The 17327-nt window shown below is 59.0% G+C and carries 15 protein-coding genes; 14 read left to right on the top strand and 1 reads right to left on the bottom strand.

Features of this window, described 5'->3' with window-relative positions:
- Positions 1-3: 3 nt before the first annotated feature.
- From GS605_RS09350 to GS605_RS09315, 8 genes are all read left to right on the top strand, one after another.
- Positions 4-1572, top strand: coding sequence for an L-aspartate oxidase (locus GS605_RS09350; protein WP_171723805.1), 1569 nt, complete (start codon positions 4-6; stop codon positions 1570-1572).
- Positions 1569-2417, top strand: a complete 849-nt coding sequence (gene nadC, locus GS605_RS09345) for a carboxylating nicotinate-nucleotide diphosphorylase (protein WP_171723804.1) — start codon at positions 1569-1571, stop codon at positions 2415-2417. Before GS605_RS09350 ends, nadC begins: the two co-directional genes overlap by 4 nt.
- A 115-nt stretch (positions 2418-2532) precedes the next feature.
- A complete protein-coding gene (gene bioB / locus GS605_RS09340; protein WP_171636182.1) occupies positions 2533-3513 on the top strand; it encodes a biotin synthase BioB in 981 nt (326 codons plus the stop codon).
- Positions 3510-4643, top strand: a complete 1134-nt coding sequence (locus tag GS605_RS09335) for an 8-amino-7-oxononanoate synthase (RefSeq protein ID WP_171723803.1) — start codon at positions 3510-3512, stop codon at positions 4641-4643. The genes bioB and GS605_RS09335 overlap by 4 nt, the downstream gene beginning before the upstream one ends.
- Positions 4640-5260, top strand: a complete 621-nt coding sequence (gene bioD / locus GS605_RS09330) for a dethiobiotin synthase (RefSeq protein ID WP_171723802.1) — start codon at positions 4640-4642, stop codon at positions 5258-5260. Before GS605_RS09335 ends, bioD begins: the two co-directional genes overlap by 4 nt.
- Positions 5257-6543: an adenosylmethionine--8-amino-7-oxononanoate transaminase gene (gene bioA, locus GS605_RS09325; RefSeq protein ID WP_171723801.1), complete on the top strand. Its 1287-nt coding sequence runs from the start codon at positions 5257-5259 to the stop codon at positions 6541-6543. The genes bioD and bioA overlap by 4 nt, the downstream gene beginning before the upstream one ends.
- Entirely contained in the window at positions 6540-7160 is a 621-nt protein-coding gene (locus tag GS605_RS09320) for a DUF452 family protein (RefSeq protein WP_171723800.1), read from the top strand. Before bioA ends, GS605_RS09320 begins: the two co-directional genes overlap by 4 nt.
- Positions 7157-7912, top strand: a complete 756-nt coding sequence (locus GS605_RS09315; protein WP_171636172.1) for a methyltransferase — start codon at positions 7157-7159, stop codon at positions 7910-7912. Before GS605_RS09320 ends, GS605_RS09315 begins: the two co-directional genes overlap by 4 nt.
- Positions 7913-7916: 4 nt before the next feature.
- Here GS605_RS09315 and GS605_RS09310 read toward each other — a convergent pair whose 3' ends face one another.
- Positions 7917-8690: a DeoR/GlpR family DNA-binding transcription regulator gene (locus tag GS605_RS09310; RefSeq protein ID WP_171723799.1), complete on the bottom strand. Its 774-nt coding sequence runs from the start codon at positions 8688-8690 to the stop codon at positions 7917-7919.
- Between the two features lie 217 nt (positions 8691-8907).
- On the opposite strand from GS605_RS09310, the gene GS605_RS09305 reads away from it, so the two are divergent.
- From GS605_RS09305 to GS605_RS09280, 6 genes are all read left to right on the top strand, one after another.
- Complete coding sequence (locus GS605_RS09305) at positions 8908-9852, top strand: ABC transporter substrate-binding protein (RefSeq protein ID WP_171364311.1); 945 nt, start codon at positions 8908-8910, stop codon at positions 9850-9852.
- A gap of 74 nt (positions 9853-9926) precedes the next feature.
- Positions 9927-10949, top strand: coding sequence for a glycine betaine/L-proline ABC transporter ATP-binding protein (locus GS605_RS09300; protein ID WP_171723798.1), 1023 nt, complete (start codon positions 9927-9929; stop codon positions 10947-10949).
- Entirely contained in the window at positions 10946-12937 is a 1992-nt protein-coding gene (locus GS605_RS09295) for a proline/glycine betaine ABC transporter permease (RefSeq protein WP_171723797.1), read from the top strand. Before GS605_RS09300 ends, GS605_RS09295 begins: the two co-directional genes overlap by 4 nt.
- Before the next feature lies 1 nt (position 12938).
- Positions 12939-13820, top strand: a complete 882-nt coding sequence (locus GS605_RS09290) for a phosphotransferase (protein WP_216600145.1) — start codon at positions 12939-12941, stop codon at positions 13818-13820.
- Positions 13821-13828: 8 nt separating this feature from the next.
- Positions 13829-16273 carry an FAD-dependent oxidoreductase gene (locus tag GS605_RS09285; RefSeq protein ID WP_171723796.1) on the top strand — a complete coding sequence of 815 codons (2445 nt, stop codon included), beginning with the start codon at positions 13829-13831 and terminating at the stop codon, positions 16271-16273.
- Between the two features lie 266 nt (positions 16274-16539).
- The gene (locus GS605_RS09280; RefSeq protein WP_171723795.1) at positions 16540-17319 is read left to right on the top strand and encodes an inositol monophosphatase family protein; all 780 of its coding nucleotides are present in this window, start codon (positions 16540-16542) and stop codon (positions 17317-17319) included.
- Positions 17320-17327 lie beyond the last annotated feature (8 nt).

Here is a 17327-nt window from a genome sequence, read left to right as displayed (position 1 = left end):
GCAATGACCGACATCACTACGGATCGCGTCATTATTGTCGGGGCCGGGATTGGCGCGCTTTATGCTGCGCTGAAACTGGCGCCGCGACCGGTGGTGATCATCTCGCCTGAACCTTTGGGCGAAGGTGCAAGTTCGGCATGGGCGCAGGGTGGCGTGGCGGCGGCGATGGACCTGGCCGACAGCCCGGAAAGCCACGCCGTTGATACCGTCAATGCCGGGGCAGGCACCGTCGAACCTGACGTTGCGGATTTGGTGACCCGAGAAGCGCGGGACTATATTCTGGACCTGACCACTTTGGGCACACCATTTGATCGCACCGAGGGTGGCGGGTATGTCCTGTCCCGAGAAGCCGCGCACAGTTTTGCCCGCGTCGTGCGGGTAAAGGGCGATCAGGCAGGCAGTGAAATCATGGCCGCCCTGATCGAACGAGTGCGCGAAACTCCGTCGGTGCAGGTGTTGGAGGGGGTCCTTGCCGTTGCGCTGGAAGTGACGGAAGGGCGCGTGTTGGGCGTGGTTCTGCAGGATGCCTCGGAAAGCGGATCTGCGTCCGTGACGCTTCGTGCACCTGCCGTATTGTTGGCGGGCGGCGGTTCTGGCGGGCTTTATGCCCTGACGACCAATCCGGCCCGCATCCGGGGGCAGGTCATCGGAATAGCCGCACGGGCGGGGGCGCTGATCGCCGATGCCGAATTCGTGCAGTTCCACCCCACGGCCATGGACGTGGGTGAAGACCCGGCCCCGCTGGCGACCGAGGCCTTGCGCGGAGAAGGGGCAATACTGATAAACAAGTACGGCGAGCGTTTCATGCAGGCCGTTCACCCTGATGCCGAGCTTGCCCCGCGCGACGTTGTGGCCCGGGCGATTTTTGCCGAGGTACAGGCCGGCAACTGCCCGATGCTGGACACCCGCAAGGCTTTGGGCGCGCAAATCAACGAACTTTTCCCGGCGGTTGCCGCATATTGCGCGCGCAACGGAATCGATCCGGTCCGGGATGCGATCCCGGTTGCTCCGGCAGCGCATTACCACATGGGCGGGATTGCCACAGACACTGATGGCCGCGCGACGCTGGATCGGTTGTGGGTGTGCGGCGAGGCGTCTTCGACCGGCCTTCACGGCGCCAACCGGCTGGCTTCGAACGGTTTGCTCGAAGCGTTGGTGTTTGCACGCATCTGTGCCGAGGACATTGCGCGTTCGATTCCGGACACTTCCGCGTCGGAACCTGTGGCCCTTCAATTTGATCAAGCTGACATCCCCGATACGTCTGAAGCGGTCAGTATGTTGCGCACGACCATGTCGCGCGATGTTGGCGTGGTCCGGAACCGCGCCGGGTTATGCCGGGCATTGCGCAGGATTGCCACGCTCGAAGAGCAGCATGGCACATGCCCGTCCTTCAGAAACATGTGTGCCACATCAACCTTGATCGCCGCGGCGGCATTGCAGCGCGAAGAAAGCCGCGGCGCGCATGAGCGATCCGACTTTCCGGAAACTGCCGATGGCCCCGGCAAACGATCCCGGATGTATCTTAGCGACGCGCTGCACATTCGCGCCGAAGCCTGCAAGGAAATATCATGAGTTTTGCGACCCTGCCCGATCTGATCCTCGAACCCGTCATCCGCGCGGCGTTGATGGAGGATCTGGGAGCATACGGTGACGTGACCACCCGCGCCGTGATCCCGCCGAACGCGACCTATACGGCCCGGCTGAATGCGCGTGAGGATGCCGTCGTTTCGGGCATGCAGGTGGCGACGATTGCGTTCCGGCTGGTCGACCCGACGCTTGAGGTTGAGGCGCATGTCAAGGATGGCCAGCCCTGTCGGCGCGGCGACACGCTGATGACCATCAAAGGTTCTGCCGCCTCGATCCTTTCGGGTGAGCGGGTCGCGCTGAATTTTGCCGGTCGTCTGACCGGTATTGCCACAAAAACTGCCAGCTTTGTTCAGCAGACAAAGGGCACGAATGCCCGCATGACCTGTACCCGCAAAACCACGCCCGGACTTCGCATTGTCGAAAAACAGGCCGTGCTGCATGGCGGCGGTTTCAATCATCGCTACTCTTTGTCCGACGCGATCCTGATCAAGGACAACCACATTGCCGCTGCCGGGGGTGTGCGTCAGGTTCTTGAGGCCGCCAAAGCGCAAGCCAGCCACATGATGGCCGTCGAGATCGAAGTCGATCGACTGGACCAGCTGGCGGAAGTGCTCGAGGTTGGCGGCGCGTCCGTCGTATTGCTGGACAACATGGATGACGAGATGCTGCGCGAAGCGGTTGCCATGGTGGACGGGCGGATGAAGACCGAAGCCAGCGGTAATGTGACGTTGGACCGGGTTGCATCAATTGCGGCGACCGGGGTCGATTACATCTCGTCCGGGGCGCTGACGCATTCCGCCCGAACCGTTGATCTTGGTCTTGATTTCTGAAAAGCGCGGCATTTCCGCTTGATTTGGGATCGTTTGCGCCAACACGGTTGCGCCTTCAGATTTTATCGATAATAAATCCTCGGCAACGCAAGCTGCAGGAAGTTTTATAGATAAAATGATCATCCCTCATTCCGGCTGGACCCGAAAGTCTGCGCAAGCTGTTCATGACCTTCCGTTGATGGACCTTCTGTTCCGGGCACAGACCGTGCACCGCGAGAACTTTGATCCGAACAAGATCCAGACCTCTAAGCTGCTGTCGATCAAAACCGGCGGGTGCGCCGAGGATTGCGCCTATTGCTCGCAATCGGCCCGCAACGGATCCACCCTGCCTGCATCGAAGCTGATCGAGGTTCAGCGTGTACTGGCCGAGGCCAAAAAGGCCCGCGACGGTGGCGCGACCCGGTTCTGCATGGGGGCCGCCTGGCGCGAGCCCAAGCCGCGCGATATGCCTGCCCTGGTTGCCATGGTGGAAGGCGTCAAGGCGATGGGCATGGAAACCTGCATGACGCTGGGCATGCTGGATGACACCCAGGTGGTTCAGCTGCGCGATGCCGGGTTGGACTATTACAACCACAATATCGACACGTCCGAACGCTATTATTCCGAAGTGATCACAACCCGTACTTTCGCGGACCGGATCGACACGATGACCCGGGTGCAAGAAGCCGGGATCAAGGTCTGCTCGGGTGGTATTCTGGGGATGGGTGAACACACTGGCGACCGTATCGATATGTTGCTGACTTTGGCCAACATGACCCCGCCGCCGGATTCGGTGCCGATCAACATGCTGATGCCACAGGCGGATACCCCGCTGGCTGATGCGGAACCGGTTGATCCAATCGACTTTGTGCGGATCATCGCAACCGCTCGCATCCTGATGCCCAAAGCCTATGTTCGGTTGTCCGCCGGGCGCAGCGACATGAGCGACGAGATGCAGGCGATGTGCTTCTTCGCCGGAGCAAATTCCATCTTTGTCGGTGAAACTCTTTTGACGGCGGAAAACCCCGAAGAAGACACCGACTCGATCCTGTTTGCAAAACTGGGCCTTCAGGCCGAAACGGCTGAAGACCATAAACGCACGGAAGCCGCCGAATGAAAGCAGTCGAACGACTGGAATCCATGCTGGGTGCGCTGGAAGCCCGGCACCGCCGCCGGGTTTTGATCCCGGCGCGCGGGCTGGATTTTGCGTCCAACGACTATTTGGGCTTGGCCGGGTCAAGCCTGTTGCAAGAGGCCGCACAGGCCGCGCTGGCGCGCGGCGTGCCCGTGGGCTCGGGTGGCTCGCGGCTGCTGCGGGGAAATCACCCCGAGCATGAGGCGCTGGAACACGAAGCAGCTGCGTTCTTTGGGGCCGAGGCCGCATTGTTCATGGGCGGGGGGTTTCAGGCCAATCAGGCAATCTTTTCCACCCTGCCGGCTGCCGGGGATCTGGTTTTGTATGACGAACTGGTTCACGCCAGCGCCCATGAGGGGATGCGCGCCAGCCGAGCGGATCTGCGCGCTTTCCGTCACAACGACGTCGCGGATGCGCGCAACGTTCTGACCGAATGGCGATCCGCTGGTGGGCAGGGTCAGGTATGGATTGCCGTTGAAAGCGTCTATTCCATGGAGGGCGATCTGGCTCCGCTGGAAGATTTGTCATGTCTGGCGCGTGAAGCCCAAGCTGTTCTGATCGTGGATGAGGCGCACGCAACCGGCGTTTTCGGGGCAAATGGCAAAGGTCTGGCGCATGATCTGAACGCTGACCTTTTGACCCTGCACACCTGCGGCAAGGGGCTTGGAGTTTCCGGCGGGCTGATCTGTGGCCCGCGGGCGATGATCGATACCCTCATCAACCGCGCACGGCCCTTTATCTTTGCAACGGCGCCGTCCCCTCTGAATGCTGCGCTGGTACGGGCCGTCCTGCGTGAACTGGCCGGGAATGACGATTTGGTCACTGCTGCACTCAAACGTCTGCGCCATGCACATGATGCAGCCCGTGAAACTGGGTTGCCTGACGCGGCCTTGAACAGCCAGATCATTCCCGTCGTTCTTGGGGACGAGGCCCGCACGATGGCGATGGCACAGGCTTTGCAACATCAGGGGTTTGACATTCGCGGCATTCGCCCGCCTACCGTTCCGAAAGGCACATCCCGTCTACGCGTCTCGATCACCGGGAATGTCAGTCCTGAGGACATTTCGGCCCTGTTTGCAACCATCTCCAGCCATCAGTCGGAGGCCGCATGAGCGCTCTGGTCATTGTCGGAACCGACACGGGCGTCGGAAAAACAGTTTTTTCGGCTGGCCTGACGGCGGCCCTGAACGCCACTTACTGGAAGCCGGTTCAATCGGGGCTCGAGGATGCAACGGACACGGAAACCGTCTGCACCTTGTCCGGCGTGGGCGTGTTGCCCGAGGCGTATCGCCTGAACATGCCCGCCTCACCCCATCTTTCTGCCGAAGATATGGGTATAGAGATCGATCTGTCCCGGCTAGCGCTGCCGCAGGTTGAGGGGCCGCTGGTTGTGGAAGGGGCAGGGGGGCTGATGGTGCCTCTGAACCGCAAATCCTACTATCTGGATCTGATTGCCCAATGGCAGGCCCCGGTCGTTCTGGTCGCGCGCACGGCGTTGGGAACGATCAACCATACTACGTTGTCCCTGATGGCACTCCGAGGCGCTGGGTGCGAAGTGGTCGGCGTTGCCTTTGTCGGAGATCCGGAGCCCGACGTGGAACAAACCATCGTCGAAATGAGCAAGGTGCGACACCTCGGACGCCTGCCTTATCTTGGAGACCTGACGCAGCAAAGCTTGTCAGATGCCTTCTCGTCCATAGACGTGGCGACCATACGGAGGTTTCTGTGACCCCGCTGGAGTTTGACGCCAACCACCTTTGGCATCCCTATACCAACGTGGCCGATCCCGGCGCGATGCATCTCATCGACCGGGCCGAGGGCGTGTATCTCTATCGGGAGGACGGCGCAAAGATGATAGACGCCATGTCGTCATGGTGGTGCGCCATCCACGGCCACAAGCATCCCGAAATTACGTCCGCCATGCAGTCCCAGCTGGACAAGATGCCTCATGTGATGTTCGGAGGGCTGACGCACCATCCGGCCATTGATCTGGGGCGCAGGATGGTCGACATGTTGCCCGAAGGGCTGGACCGCATTTTCTATTGCGACAGTGGGTCTGTTTCGGTCGAAGTGTCGATGAAGATGGCGGTGCAGTATCAAATGGCCCATGGCCGCACCCGCAAATTCGAATTTGCGACAATTCGGGGCGGCTATCACGGTGACACGTGGAAAGCGATGAGCGTCTGTGACCCTGTGACGGGTATGCACGGGCTGTTCCGGGGGGCTTTGTCGATCCAGCACTTCCTGCCGCGTCCCCAGGTTCGGTTGGGGGATGACTGGCCCGAAGATAGCGCGTTGAACGGATTGGAGGCGCTGGAACGACTGTTGGCCGAAAAGGGCGATCACCTCGCGGCCCTGATCCTTGAACCCGTGGTTCAAGGCGCCGGGGGCATGTATTTCTATCATCCCCAATGGCTGCGCGCGGCACGCGCCATGTGCGATGCCCATGACGTGCTGATCATTTTTGACGAGATCGCAACCGGATTTGGCCGAACCGGCAAGCTGTTCGCCACCGATCATGCGGGCATAACCCCGGATATTATTTGTCTGGGTAAGGCATTGACCGGGGGGCATATATCGTTTGCTGCTACCGTGACCAGCAGGCAGGTGGCGTATGGCATTGGCAACAGTGAGGCCGGAGTGTTCATGCACGGCCCGACCTATATGGCCAACCCTCTGGCCTGTTCCGCAGGTTCGGCCAGCCTCAGACTTCTGGCCGAGGGGAACTGGCAACGCCAGGTGGCTGATATCGAACGCCAGATGCGGACCGAACTGGAGCCAGCGCGCAGTTTGCCGGGCGTTGCAGATGTCAGGGTTCTTGGCGCCATTGGCGTTATTGAAATGAAGGAAACGGTTGATCCTTCAGTCGCTCATCGGCTGGCCCCTGAAACCGGAGTGTGGCTGCGCCCCTTTGCGCGCAACATCTATTGTATGCCGCCTTACATTGTTTCACCTGATGAGCTCGGCCGGATCACCAGCGCGATGGTCGCTTTGGCCGGGGGGAAGCAATGAGACACCAGTGGCTGGCGCAATCGGATGACAGCAAGCTGACACTGGTCTTCGGGGGGTGGGCGCTGGGTTCTGCCCCGTTCCGCGGGCTGACCGGAGGCGGATCTGTTCTGCTGGTGGATGACTATACCCGGCTCGATGATCCCTTGCCCGATCTGGCCGGGTATGACCGAGTCGAAATGCTTGCGTTCTCTTTCGGCGTCGCATCCGCGGCCCATTGGTTGGCCAGCACAGGGTTTCGCCCTGACCGGCTGGTTGCCGTCAGCGGTACGTTGCATCCTGCCTGCGCAGGCAGGGGCATCGCGCCCGATATTGTCCGGGCCACGGCGGATCAGCTGTCTTCGTCAAGTTTCGTCAAGTTTTGCCGACGCGCCGGACTGTCTGCTGACGTACCTGAACTGGACATCGAGCAGGCAAGAAAGGAACTTCACGCGGTAATCGAACGCGGCTCGGCGCCTGATCCCGGCTTTGATCGGGTTTGGATATCAGAGCGGGACCGGATCATTCCGTCCAATGCTCAAAGGATAGCCTGGGCCGCGCCCCCGGATGTGGTCAAGGGCGTCGCTGCTCCGCATGTACCTTTCCAACCGGGGCAAAGCTGGGCGGAGTGGATGTCATGACCGCGCAATTGGCAGACAAGGTGCAGCGAAGCTTCAGCCGAAGCTTCCAGACTTACAACGATACAGCCAGCCAGCAGGCCTGGGTTGCCCGCAAGCTGGTTTCCGAGATGCGCCGGGTTGGCGCGCCGAACCGGTTTGATGTGGCGTTCGAGCTGGGATGCGGCACTGGCCATCTGACCCGGTTGCTGCGGCAGAACTTTGATCTTCCCGATCTTCACCTGAACGATATCGCGCCGCAGGCTCGGGCGACGGCAGATGCGGAAAATGCGGCTTTCGTTGACGGAGACGTCCGCCTGGTCGAATGGCCTGCAAAGCTGGATTTGGTCGCATCGGCCTCGATGATCCAATGGATGGAGGATCCGGCCGGTTTACTGCAACAGGTTGCCGAGGCGCTTGAACCCGGAGGGTGGCTGGCGATTTCCGGGTTTGGTCCATTGCAATATCAAGAGCTTGCGCAAATCGGATCGACAGCCCGTGCACCGGGCCTATGCCTGCCTGACGCCCTTGCAACCGCCATAGATGGGCCGTTCAAGATTCTGACGGTTGGCCAAAGTGTTCGGCCATCCTATTTTGACACACCCAGAGATGTGCTGAAGCATTTGCGCAGTACAGGGGTAAATGGCCGGGCTCAGGGTGCATGGACCCGGTCCACCTTGGCCCGGTTCGAAGCTGACTACGTGCAAAAGTTCGGAGAAGACGGTAGGGTTCCTCTGACTTACCACCCGGTTTGGGTCATTGCCGAAAAGCGTTAGGCGCTTATTCGGCGACGACAAGGTCGATTTCATTTGCCGACAGCATCTGGCAGATGTCCTCGGGCGGGTTCACATCGGTAAAGAACAGATTGATCTTGTCGGCAGGTTCCAATGTGACCGGCGCGCGCTTTCCCAGCTTTTCGCCATCGGCCACGACAATGCGGACCTGTGCGTTTCGAATGGCGACGCGGGCCAGGTTTGCTTCTTGCAGGTCGTGCAGCATAAAGCCCGGGTCCGCATTGACCGCCCCGACTGAAAGAACGGCGAAACGGACGTTCAAACGTTTGATAAGGTCCTGAGCTTCAATACCAAATGCGCCCCCATCGTGCGACCGCAGCTCGCCACCAGCCATGAAGACCCGGTTGTTGTTTCTTGAAGCCAATGCCTGAGCAACAAAAACCGAGTTCGTCACGACAAAGAGGTCACTGTGGTTGCAAAGTGCCTGCGCCACATAAGCGGTAGTAGAGCCGATATCGAGGAAAACGGAGTCTCCGTCACTGATGACCTCCGCAACCGCCTTCGCCAGCTTCTCTTTCGCGTCAACCTTCTTGTCCAGGCGGCTTTGCAGCGACGGTTCCAGAATGTCTTCGAGAAGATGAACCCCGCCATGGACCTTGCGCACGATGCCGCGCTCTTCCAGATTGCGGACGTTTCGCCGAATGGTTTCCAGGCTGACCCCAAGTTCATTCGCCAGAACACTTACGCGGCACGAACCGCCCGCGCGAAAAAGGGCGCGCAGGATTTCTTCTTCTCGTTGGTTTGTGGTCGGCAGGTTCATGTTTCGCGCTCTGATGGCATCGTCATAAGGGACGTTAAGTCATACCACAATACCCACATAAAGCAACGTTCTACCAAAGAGAAGCCGTTGAAACTTGCCTCGAGCAGGAATTTATGTGGCTTTACGTGGTTTTTATTGACACAAAACCCCACGATGTGGTCGTCTATACTCAATACCACCGATTCATCAAAAAAAATCACGACAGGGAGAAGGTGTTATGAATTGTAAAATGGGAATTTCCGCGCTGGCCCTCATGGCCGCCGGAGCCGCAACAACTGCATGGGCTGTTGAGTCCACGGACCCAATCAAACTGACGCTGCACGACTGGTCGGGGCAGTTGATCAATACCAAGATCATGGGTTCGATCCTGGAAGAAGCCGGGTACAACGTTGAATATGTTCAGGCGGATTACATTGCTCAATTCGCCGGTCTGAAAACGGGTGACTTGCATCTGGCAATGGAAATCTGGGAAACCACCGGGCGCGAAGCGCTGGACGAGGCAACCGGCACCGGCAAGGTTGTCAATGTCGGCGAAACCGGCCTGATGGCGATCGAAGAATGGTGGTATCCCAGCTACATGAAGGAACGGTGCCCGGGATTGCCGAATTGGGAGGCACTGAAAGACTGCGCCGAGGAATTCGCGACGGCGGAAACTGCTCCGAACGGGCGTTATGTCGGCGGCCCGGTGACCTGGGGTGGCTTCGATGACGAGCGTGTCGAAGCGCTTGAACTGGATTTCGAAGTCGTCCATGCGGGCACCGACGCGGCCCTGTTTGCAGAATTGGAATCCGCTTATCAAAGGCAGGATCCAATTGTTCTGTGGGTCTATGTCCCACATTGGGCGCCGGCGAAATACGAAGGCGAGTTTGTCGAGTTTCCGCCATTTACGCCAGAGTGTTACAGCGACCCTTCGGTTGGTGTGAACCCGAACATGGCCTATGATTGCGGCAAGCCGCGTGGCCCGATCTGGAAAGCAGCCTGGTCTGGCCTGCAAGAAAAATGGCCGGGCGCTTATGACATCATCGAAGCCTACAAAATCAACAATGATGAAATGAGCGCCATGGTTGGCAAGGCCGATCTGGACGGCGTGGAAATCGACAGCGTTGTTGCAGAGTGGATGGAGACCAACAAAGACCGCTGGTCTGGCTGGATCTCGAAGTAATCCACTGGCCAGAGCGGGCCTGCCGCTCTCTCGGACCGCTCTGGCCTTTTTCGCGAACGAACCGGACCACCCTGATGCCCCCCAAGACCAAACTGTCGTGCCGAAACGTCTGGAAGCTTTATGGCCCCAACGCAGATCGGTTGCTGCGGACAACCCCCGAACCTACGGCAGAAGAAATTCGCAAGGCAGGCGTGATCGGCGCAGTGCGCAACGCCAATATCGAGATCTCGGAAGGTGAGATTTTCGTCATCATGGGCCTGTCGGGGTCCGGCAAATCCACTCTGGTACGGTGCTTGTCCCGGTTGATCGAACCAACCGCCGGAGAAGTTCTGTTCGACGATGCTGACCTCTTGCGCGCCAGCGAGAATGAGCTGATCGAAATCCGGCGTCACAAGATGGGCATGGTGTTCCAGCATTTCGCGTTGCTGCCGCATCTGACCGTTTTGCAGAATGTGATGTTTCCGTTGACGATTCAGGCCACGCCCAGACCCGAAGCCGAGGCCAAGGCCCGCGAGGTGGTGGAACTGGTCGGTTTGAAGGGGCGCGAGGATTATTACCCGCGTGAGCTGTCCGGCGGCCAGCAACAGCGCGTCGGCATTGCCCGTTCCTTGGTGACCGAGCCTGATCTATGGTTTCTGGACGAGCCGTTCTCGGCCCTCGATCCGCTGATCCGGCGCGAGATGCAGGATGAATTCCTGCGGTTGCAGGAGCGGTTACACAAGACCATCGTTTTCATCACCCATGATTTCGAAGAGGCCGTTCGCCTGGCCGACCGCATCGCCATCATGAAGGACGGAGAGGTGATCCAGATCGCCACGCCGGAAGAGCTGGTGATGCACCCGGCCACCGACTATGTGGCTGAATTCACGAAACATATTCCCCGTTCAAAGGTCCTGACCGTCGGCGGTGTCATGACCTGCGGCGCTGTGGGCGAGGGCGATCCGATCTCTCAATCCACGCGCATCTCGGACGTGGCGGAACGGATTATCGCGGCAGATGCGCCGATCCCCGTCGTGGATGCAGAGGGCCAGCCCGTCGGAGCGATTGACCGCAAGGCCGTTGCGCATGTGCTGTTCGGCGGCGGAGACATGGCATGATCCGCCTGACCCGCAGCCAGATGGCCATTCTGCTGCTTGTTCTGGTCACCATCGTGCTTGGCTATTTCGGTCGTGATTTGAGCAAGGCGCTGGATGCGCGCTGGTTGACCAAGTTCCCTTCGGCCTGGGTGATCCCGTTCAAAACCTACATTTCCTCGGCGATGACATGGCTGATCGAGGATGCCGCCATCGGGCCAGTGTCCTTCACCGATGTCACCCGCGCCATCGCGTGGTTGATCGAGCAGCCCTATAATCTGGTATTGGCTCTGCTGGCCGACGGCTTTGTCAGCGGTCAGGGAAATGACGCGCAGGTCATCCTGCCTGCGATCAGCTGGATCGTGGTCATCACCGCCGTTGTCGCCTTGGGGCAATACTGCCGTGACTGGGGATTGGCCGCTCTGGTCGGGGCCTGCTTCGTCTATCTTGCAGTTTTCGGACAATGGGACAGCGCCATGGTGACGCTGGCCTCGGTCCTGATCGCGGTGCCGATTGGCGCGGGCGGAGGGTTGCTGTTGGGCATTCTCGCCTATCGCCATCCGCTTTTTGAAAAGATCATCTCACCAATCCTGGACCTGATGCAGACAATCCCGATCTTTGCCTATCTGGTGCCGATCCTGTTCATGTTTGGCTTTGGCCCGATCTCTGCCTTGGTCGCGACGATCATCTATGCGACCCCGCCGATGGTGCGGATCACAACGCTGGCGCTGAAAGGTGTGGATCCTGAGATTCTGGATTTCGGACGCATGGCGGGCACGACCCGGCGGCAGTTGATGTGGCGCGTGCTGGTGCCCTCGGCCAGCCACAGCCTGATGGTGGGCGTCAATCAGGTGATCATGCTGACCCTGAACATGGTCATCATCGCCTCGATGATCGGAGCTGGGGGGCTGGGCTTTGACGTCCTCGCCGCGCTGCGCCGTCTGGACATTGGGGCAGGGTTCGAAGCCGGCATCGCCATCGTGGTTCTGGCCATCGCCGTCGACCGTCTGAGCCAGGCCTTTGCCGAACGGATGGGGCAGGTGCATCATGAGGTCCCCGGCTCGTGGATCGCGCGTCATCGCCGGACGGTTCTGGTTGTGGTCCTGATGCTGCTGACCTGGGTGCTGGGACAGTTCTCGCCTCTGTTGTTGGAATATCCTGAAAGCCAGACCATCACCACCGGCGCGTTCTGGGACAACACGGTCGAATACCTGAACGTAAATTATTTCGACACGTTCGAGGCCATCAAGGTTTTCTTCCTGACCTGGTTTATGATCCCGATCAAAACGGTTCTGCTGGGCATCCCGTGGCCATGGGTCATTGCAATGCTGACCCTGTTGGGCTGGCACGCGGGCGGCTGGCGTCTGGCACTGTTGTGCGGAGGAATGGCCTCTCTGATCCTTGTGTCGGGCCTGTGGTCCAAGGCGATGGTGACGGTTTATCTGTGCGGCGCATCTGTCACTCTGGCGACGCTGATCGGGGTGCCTCTGGGTGTTCTGGCGGCACTGAACAAACGCGCTGGGACGGCCATCAACCTGCTGATCGACACGCTACAAACCCTGCCCAGCTTTGTTTACCTGATCCCTGTCGTCATGCTGTTCCGGGTTGGCGATTTCACCGCCCTGATTGCCATCGTTCTATATGCGCTGGCCCCGGCGGTCCGTTATGCCGCCCATGGCGTGCGCTCGGTCAGTGAGGAACTGATTGAAGCCGGTTTGGTTTCCGGCTGCACCCGTACGCAATTGCTGCGCCATATCCGCCTGCCGATGGCGTTGCCTGAAATCCTGCTGGGCGTCAATCAGACGATCATGCTGGCGCTGTCGATGCTGGTGATCACCGCCCTCGTCGGCACCCGCGATCTGGGGCAGGAGGTCTATATCGCCCTGACCAAGGCCGATACCGGCCGCGGTCTGGTGGCCGGCCTGTCGATTGCCTTCATTGCCATCATCGCCGATCGGTTGATCAATGCCAGTGCCCGTCAGGCCCGCATCCGCTTTGGACTGGAGAGTTGATATGAGCCATTCCGACCTGATGACCCACATCCGCGCTCTGCCGATCTGGCAGGGAGAGATCGAGGCCGCTCCGTTGACCGGTGGCATAACCAATGTGAACTACAAGGTCACGGATGGCAGCGGGTCTTATGTGGTGCGTGTAGGCGACGACATCCCCCTGCATCAGGTGATGCGGTTCAATGAGCTGGCCGCCAGCAAAGCCGCCCATGCGGCGGGTTTGTCGCCAGCGGTTGTACACTCGTCAGGCGATCTGACGGTGCTAGAGTTCATCGAAAGCCGTACACTGACCGAGGAAGATGTCCGCAACCCGGATATGCTGCCGCGCGTGCTGGAATTGGTTAAGGCGTGCCATGCCGAGGTACCGAAGCACCTGCGCGGTCCATCGCTGGTGTTCTGGGTGTTCCACGTCATCCGCGACTATGCCGCGACACTCACTGAACGCGGCAGTGTCCATACAACGCTGATCCCTGACCTGATCGATGCAGGCGCTACGTTGGAACGCGAGGCCGGCCCGTATGACATGGTGTTTGGCCATAACGATCTGCTCTGTGGCAACTTTCTGAACGACGGCAACCGCCTTTGGCTGATCGATTTCGACTATGCCGGGTTCAATTCTCCGCTGTTCGATCTGGGCGGGCTGGCGTCGAACAATGGCCTGTCGCCTGAACAGGAAGACTGGGTGTTGGAGAGCTATTTTGAAGCCCCGGTCACCGACGATCTGCGCCACCGCTATACGGCGATGAAATGCGCCTCGCTGCTGCGGGAAACCATGTGGAGCATGGTGTCCGAGATCACCTCGGATATCGACTTTGATTACGCAGCCTACACAGCTGAAAACCTGGCGCGGTTCCGCGCAGCCCTAACTGATTTCAAAAACACCTGAGGACAGACATGACCGACCTTCCGAATACAGCCAAAGCCGTCATTATCGGTGGCGGGATCATCGGCTGCTCGACCGCCTATCACCTGGCCAAGCTGGGCTGGACGGATACGGTTCTGCTGGAGCGCAGGAAACTGACCTCGGGCACCACCTTCCACGCCGCAGGGCTGGTGGGACAGTTGCGTTCGAACGCCAATATCACGCAATTGCTGGGCTATTCCGTCGATCTGTACAACAAGATCGAAGAGGAAACAGGGCTTGGCACTGGCTGGAAGATGAACGGCGGCTTGCGTCTGGCCTGCAACGAAGAGCGCTGGACCGAGGTGAAACGCCAGGCCACTACGGCGCATTCCTTTGGTCTGGACATGCAGCTTCTGACCCCATCCGAGGCGCAGGAGCTGTGGCCCTTGATGGATGTCTCTGACGTGATCGGCGCGGCTTACCTGCCGACAGACGGTCAGGCGAACCCGTCAGATATCACGCAGGCATTGGCCAAGGGCGCCCGCATGGCCGGGGCGAAGATATTCGAAGATACCAAAGTCACCGATATCGAGATCGAAGATGGCAAAATTCGTGCGGTAATCACCGAACACGGTCGGATCGAGTGTGAAAAAGTGATCTGCTGCGCCGGGCAATGGTCCCGCACCTTTGCCAGCCGCTTTGGCGTCAACGTTCCTTTGGTTCCGATGGAGCACCAGTACATGGTGACAGAACCTTTCGACGTGCCCGGCAATCTGCCCACTTTGCGCGATCCCGACCGGCTGACTTACTACAAGGAAGAAGTCGGAGGTCTGGTCATGGGCGGCTATGAGCCGAACCCGATCCCCTGGGCCACCAAGGGTATTCCGCAAGGTTTCCACTATACCCTTCTCGACAGCAACTTCGATCATTTCGAACAGCTGATGGAACTTGCGCTGGGGCGCGTGCCCGCGTTGGAGAACGCTGGCATCAAGACGCTGACCAACGGGCCGGAAAGCTTCACGCCCGACGGCAATTTCATCATCGGCGAAGCGCCCGAGTTGAGGAATTTTTTCGTCGGTGCGGGCTTCAATGCCTTTGGCATCGCGGCTGGCGGTGGTGCGGGCATGGCGCTGGCGGAATGGGTGCACAAGGGTGAGCCGCCCTTCGATTTGTGGTCTGCCGATATCCGCCGCTTTGGCCGCCCGCATTTCGACACCGACTGGGTTCGCACACGTACCGTCGAGGCATATGGCAAACACTACACGATGGGTTGGCCGCATGAGGAACACGACTCGGGCCGCCCCTGCCGAAAGTCGCCGCTTTATGACACGCTGAAAAAGCAGGGCGCGTGTTTTGGCGAGAAACTGTGCTGGGAACGCCCCAACTGGTACGCGGACGCGTCAAAGGGCGAGGTGCCCAAGGATGAATACAGCTTTGGCCGCCAGAACTGGTTCGATGCTGTCGGGCGCGAACATAAAGCGGCACGCGAAGCGGCTGTGTTGTTCGATCAGACCTCTTTCGCCAAATTCGCCCTCAAGGGCCCGGATGCTTTGGCGGCGATGAACTGGATCTGTGCCAATGATGTGGACAAGCCGGTTGGTGCGCTTGTCTATACCCAAATGCTGAACGACAAGGGCGGGATCGAGTGTGACCTGACTGTTGGGCGCGTAGCCCATGATGAGTTCTATATTGTCACCGGCACCGGCTATGCCACGCATGACTTCGACTGGATCAACCGCAGCATTCCCGAGGGCATGAATTGCCAGCTGTTCGATATCACCTCATCGAATGCGGTTCTGTCATTGATGGGGCCAAAATCGCGTGAGATTCTGGCGACGGTGACGCGCGATGACGTCTCGAACAGCGGATTCAAGTTTGGCACGATCCGCACCATCGGGATCGCGGGGTGCCCGGTCAAGGCGCTGCGCGTGACTTATGTGGGTGAGCTGGGCTGGGAACTGCACCTGCCGGTGGAATATGCACAGACCGTGTATGACGCCTTGACGGAGGCAGGGCGCCCGCATGGTTTGATCAATGCGGGCTACAGGGCGATTGAATCGCTGCGTCTTGAAAAAGGCTATCGCGCCTGGGGCTCGGATATCGGGCCAGATCATACGCCGTTCGAAAGCGGCTTGGGCTGGGCCGTGAAACTCCGGAAAAATATTGATTTCAAAGGGCGCGCCGCATCTGAGGCGCAAAAAACCGGCGGCGTAAAGAAGATGCTGGCATGTTTCACGGTTGACCCCGAGGTTGTACTCTTGGGGCGTGAAACGATCTATCGGAATGGCGAAAGGGTCGGATGGCTGACTTCGGGCGGCTATGGTTACACCGTCGGAAAGTCGATCGGCTACGGTTACATCCGAAACGCCAACGGTGTCGACGCACAATACGTCACATCAGGGACATATGAATTGGATGTCGCCACTCAGAGGGTTCCTTGCGAAGTGACGCTGCAACCGCTTTACGACCCGCAGATGAGCCGGGTGAAGACCTGACCCGAGGGTGCAAGAGCTGATCAACAGACACACGCACAGCGATCGGAACACACGGGGAAAGCATGCAAACAGGGCAAATCCGCCCCGAATGTGCGAAAGTTCGTCGAATCTGACGGGTTTCGATCCATAAACCATTGATAAAGTTTCAGTATTGTCACACCTCATGCCCATCTGAAAACTGAACTGCAAGACTTCTCATTCAGCTTTCAGGGTAAACAACCTTTCATCCGTCGGAGATTGGATGACTTCAGCCGAAAGGACCGGAAATGGTAACCCCAGATGCGTTGACTGAGCATGCGAAGAAGATTGCTGATATTGCCTCGGAATCCGCGATGCATTTTTTTCGGGGGTCTTTGGGCATTGAATTCAAACAGGATGAAAGCCCGGTGACGCAGGCCGACAAGGCAGTTGAGGCAGAAGTACGTACCTACCTGAAACAGCATTTTCCCGGACACGGCATCTTTGGCGAAGAGCACGGGCAAGAAGCAGGCGACGGGCGTCATATGTGGGTGATTGACCCGATTGACGGAACCCGTTCGTTTCTGTCCGGCCATCCTTTGTTCGGGTTCCTTTTGGCGCACCTTGTGGATGGGCGCCCTCGGTTGGGGCTGGTCGGAATGCCGGCCTTGCATGAGACCTATTTGGGTGTGGTTGGTAACGGGGCCAGCCTGAACGGGCGGCCGATAGAGGTGTCGCACACCACGCGTCTGGATCATTCGGTTTTGTATGTGAATGAAGGCGACAAGATTTTTTGCGACCATCCTGACCTGTTCAACCGGTTGATGAATGCAGGGCAGACGCGCCGATTTGCCTATGATTGTTACCCCCATGCCTTGCTTGCTTCGGGCCATGTCGATGCTGTGGTGGATTACGATCTGCAACCTTATGACTATCTGGCGCTTTCACCTCTGATCACGGCTGCTGGCGGAGTGATGACCGATTGGCACGGGCATGCGTTGGCCCTCGATTCAGATGGCGCGGTCGTTTCCGCCGCAACCCCTGAACTGCATGCTGAACTGCTTGACCTCATCAATGCTGAGAAATGACAGTGTTG

The organism is Ruegeria sp. HKCCD7559, assembly GCF_013110575.1.
Classification (GTDB): Bacteria; Pseudomonadota; Alphaproteobacteria; order Rhodobacterales; family Rhodobacteraceae; genus Ruegeria.
The sequence above is the reverse complement of the archived record's forward strand: the minus strand, read 5'-3'. Positions and strand labels throughout refer to the sequence as shown.

Coding starts and splice junctions, on each gene's coding strand:
- GS605_RS09335 (WP_171723803.1), top strand. CDS start 3,510: ATGAAAGCAGTCGAACGACTGGAATCCATGCTGGGTGCGCTGGAAGCC.
- GS605_RS09280 (WP_171723795.1), top strand. CDS start 16,540: ATGGTAACCCCAGATGCGTTGACTGAGCATGCGAAGAAGATTGCTGAT.
- GS605_RS09300 (WP_171723798.1), top strand. CDS start 9,927: ATGCCCCCCAAGACCAAACTGTCGTGCCGAAACGTCTGGAAGCTTTAT.
- GS605_RS09285 (WP_171723796.1), top strand. CDS start 13,829: ATGACCGACCTTCCGAATACAGCCAAAGCCGTCATTATCGGTGGCGGG.
- GS605_RS09305 (WP_171364311.1), top strand. CDS start 8,908: ATGAATTGTAAAATGGGAATTTCCGCGCTGGCCCTCATGGCCGCCGGA.
- GS605_RS09315 (WP_171636172.1), top strand. CDS start 7,157: ATGACCGCGCAATTGGCAGACAAGGTGCAGCGAAGCTTCAGCCGAAGC.
- nadC (WP_171723804.1), top strand. CDS start 1,569: ATGAGTTTTGCGACCCTGCCCGATCTGATCCTCGAACCCGTCATCCGC.
- GS605_RS09320 (WP_171723800.1), top strand. CDS start 6,540: ATGAGACACCAGTGGCTGGCGCAATCGGATGACAGCAAGCTGACACTG.
- bioB (WP_171636182.1), top strand. CDS start 2,533: ATGATCATCCCTCATTCCGGCTGGACCCGAAAGTCTGCGCAAGCTGTT.
- GS605_RS09350 (WP_171723805.1), top strand. CDS start 4: ATGACCGACATCACTACGGATCGCGTCATTATTGTCGGGGCCGGGATT.
- GS605_RS09295 (WP_171723797.1), top strand. CDS start 10,946: ATGATCCGCCTGACCCGCAGCCAGATGGCCATTCTGCTGCTTGTTCTG.
- GS605_RS09310 (WP_171723799.1), bottom strand. CDS start 8,690: ATGAACCTGCCGACCACAAACCAACGAGAAGAAGAAATCCTGCGCGCC.
- bioD (WP_171723802.1), top strand. CDS start 4,640: ATGAGCGCTCTGGTCATTGTCGGAACCGACACGGGCGTCGGAAAAACA.
- GS605_RS09290 (WP_216600145.1), top strand. CDS start 12,939: ATGAGCCATTCCGACCTGATGACCCACATCCGCGCTCTGCCGATCTGG.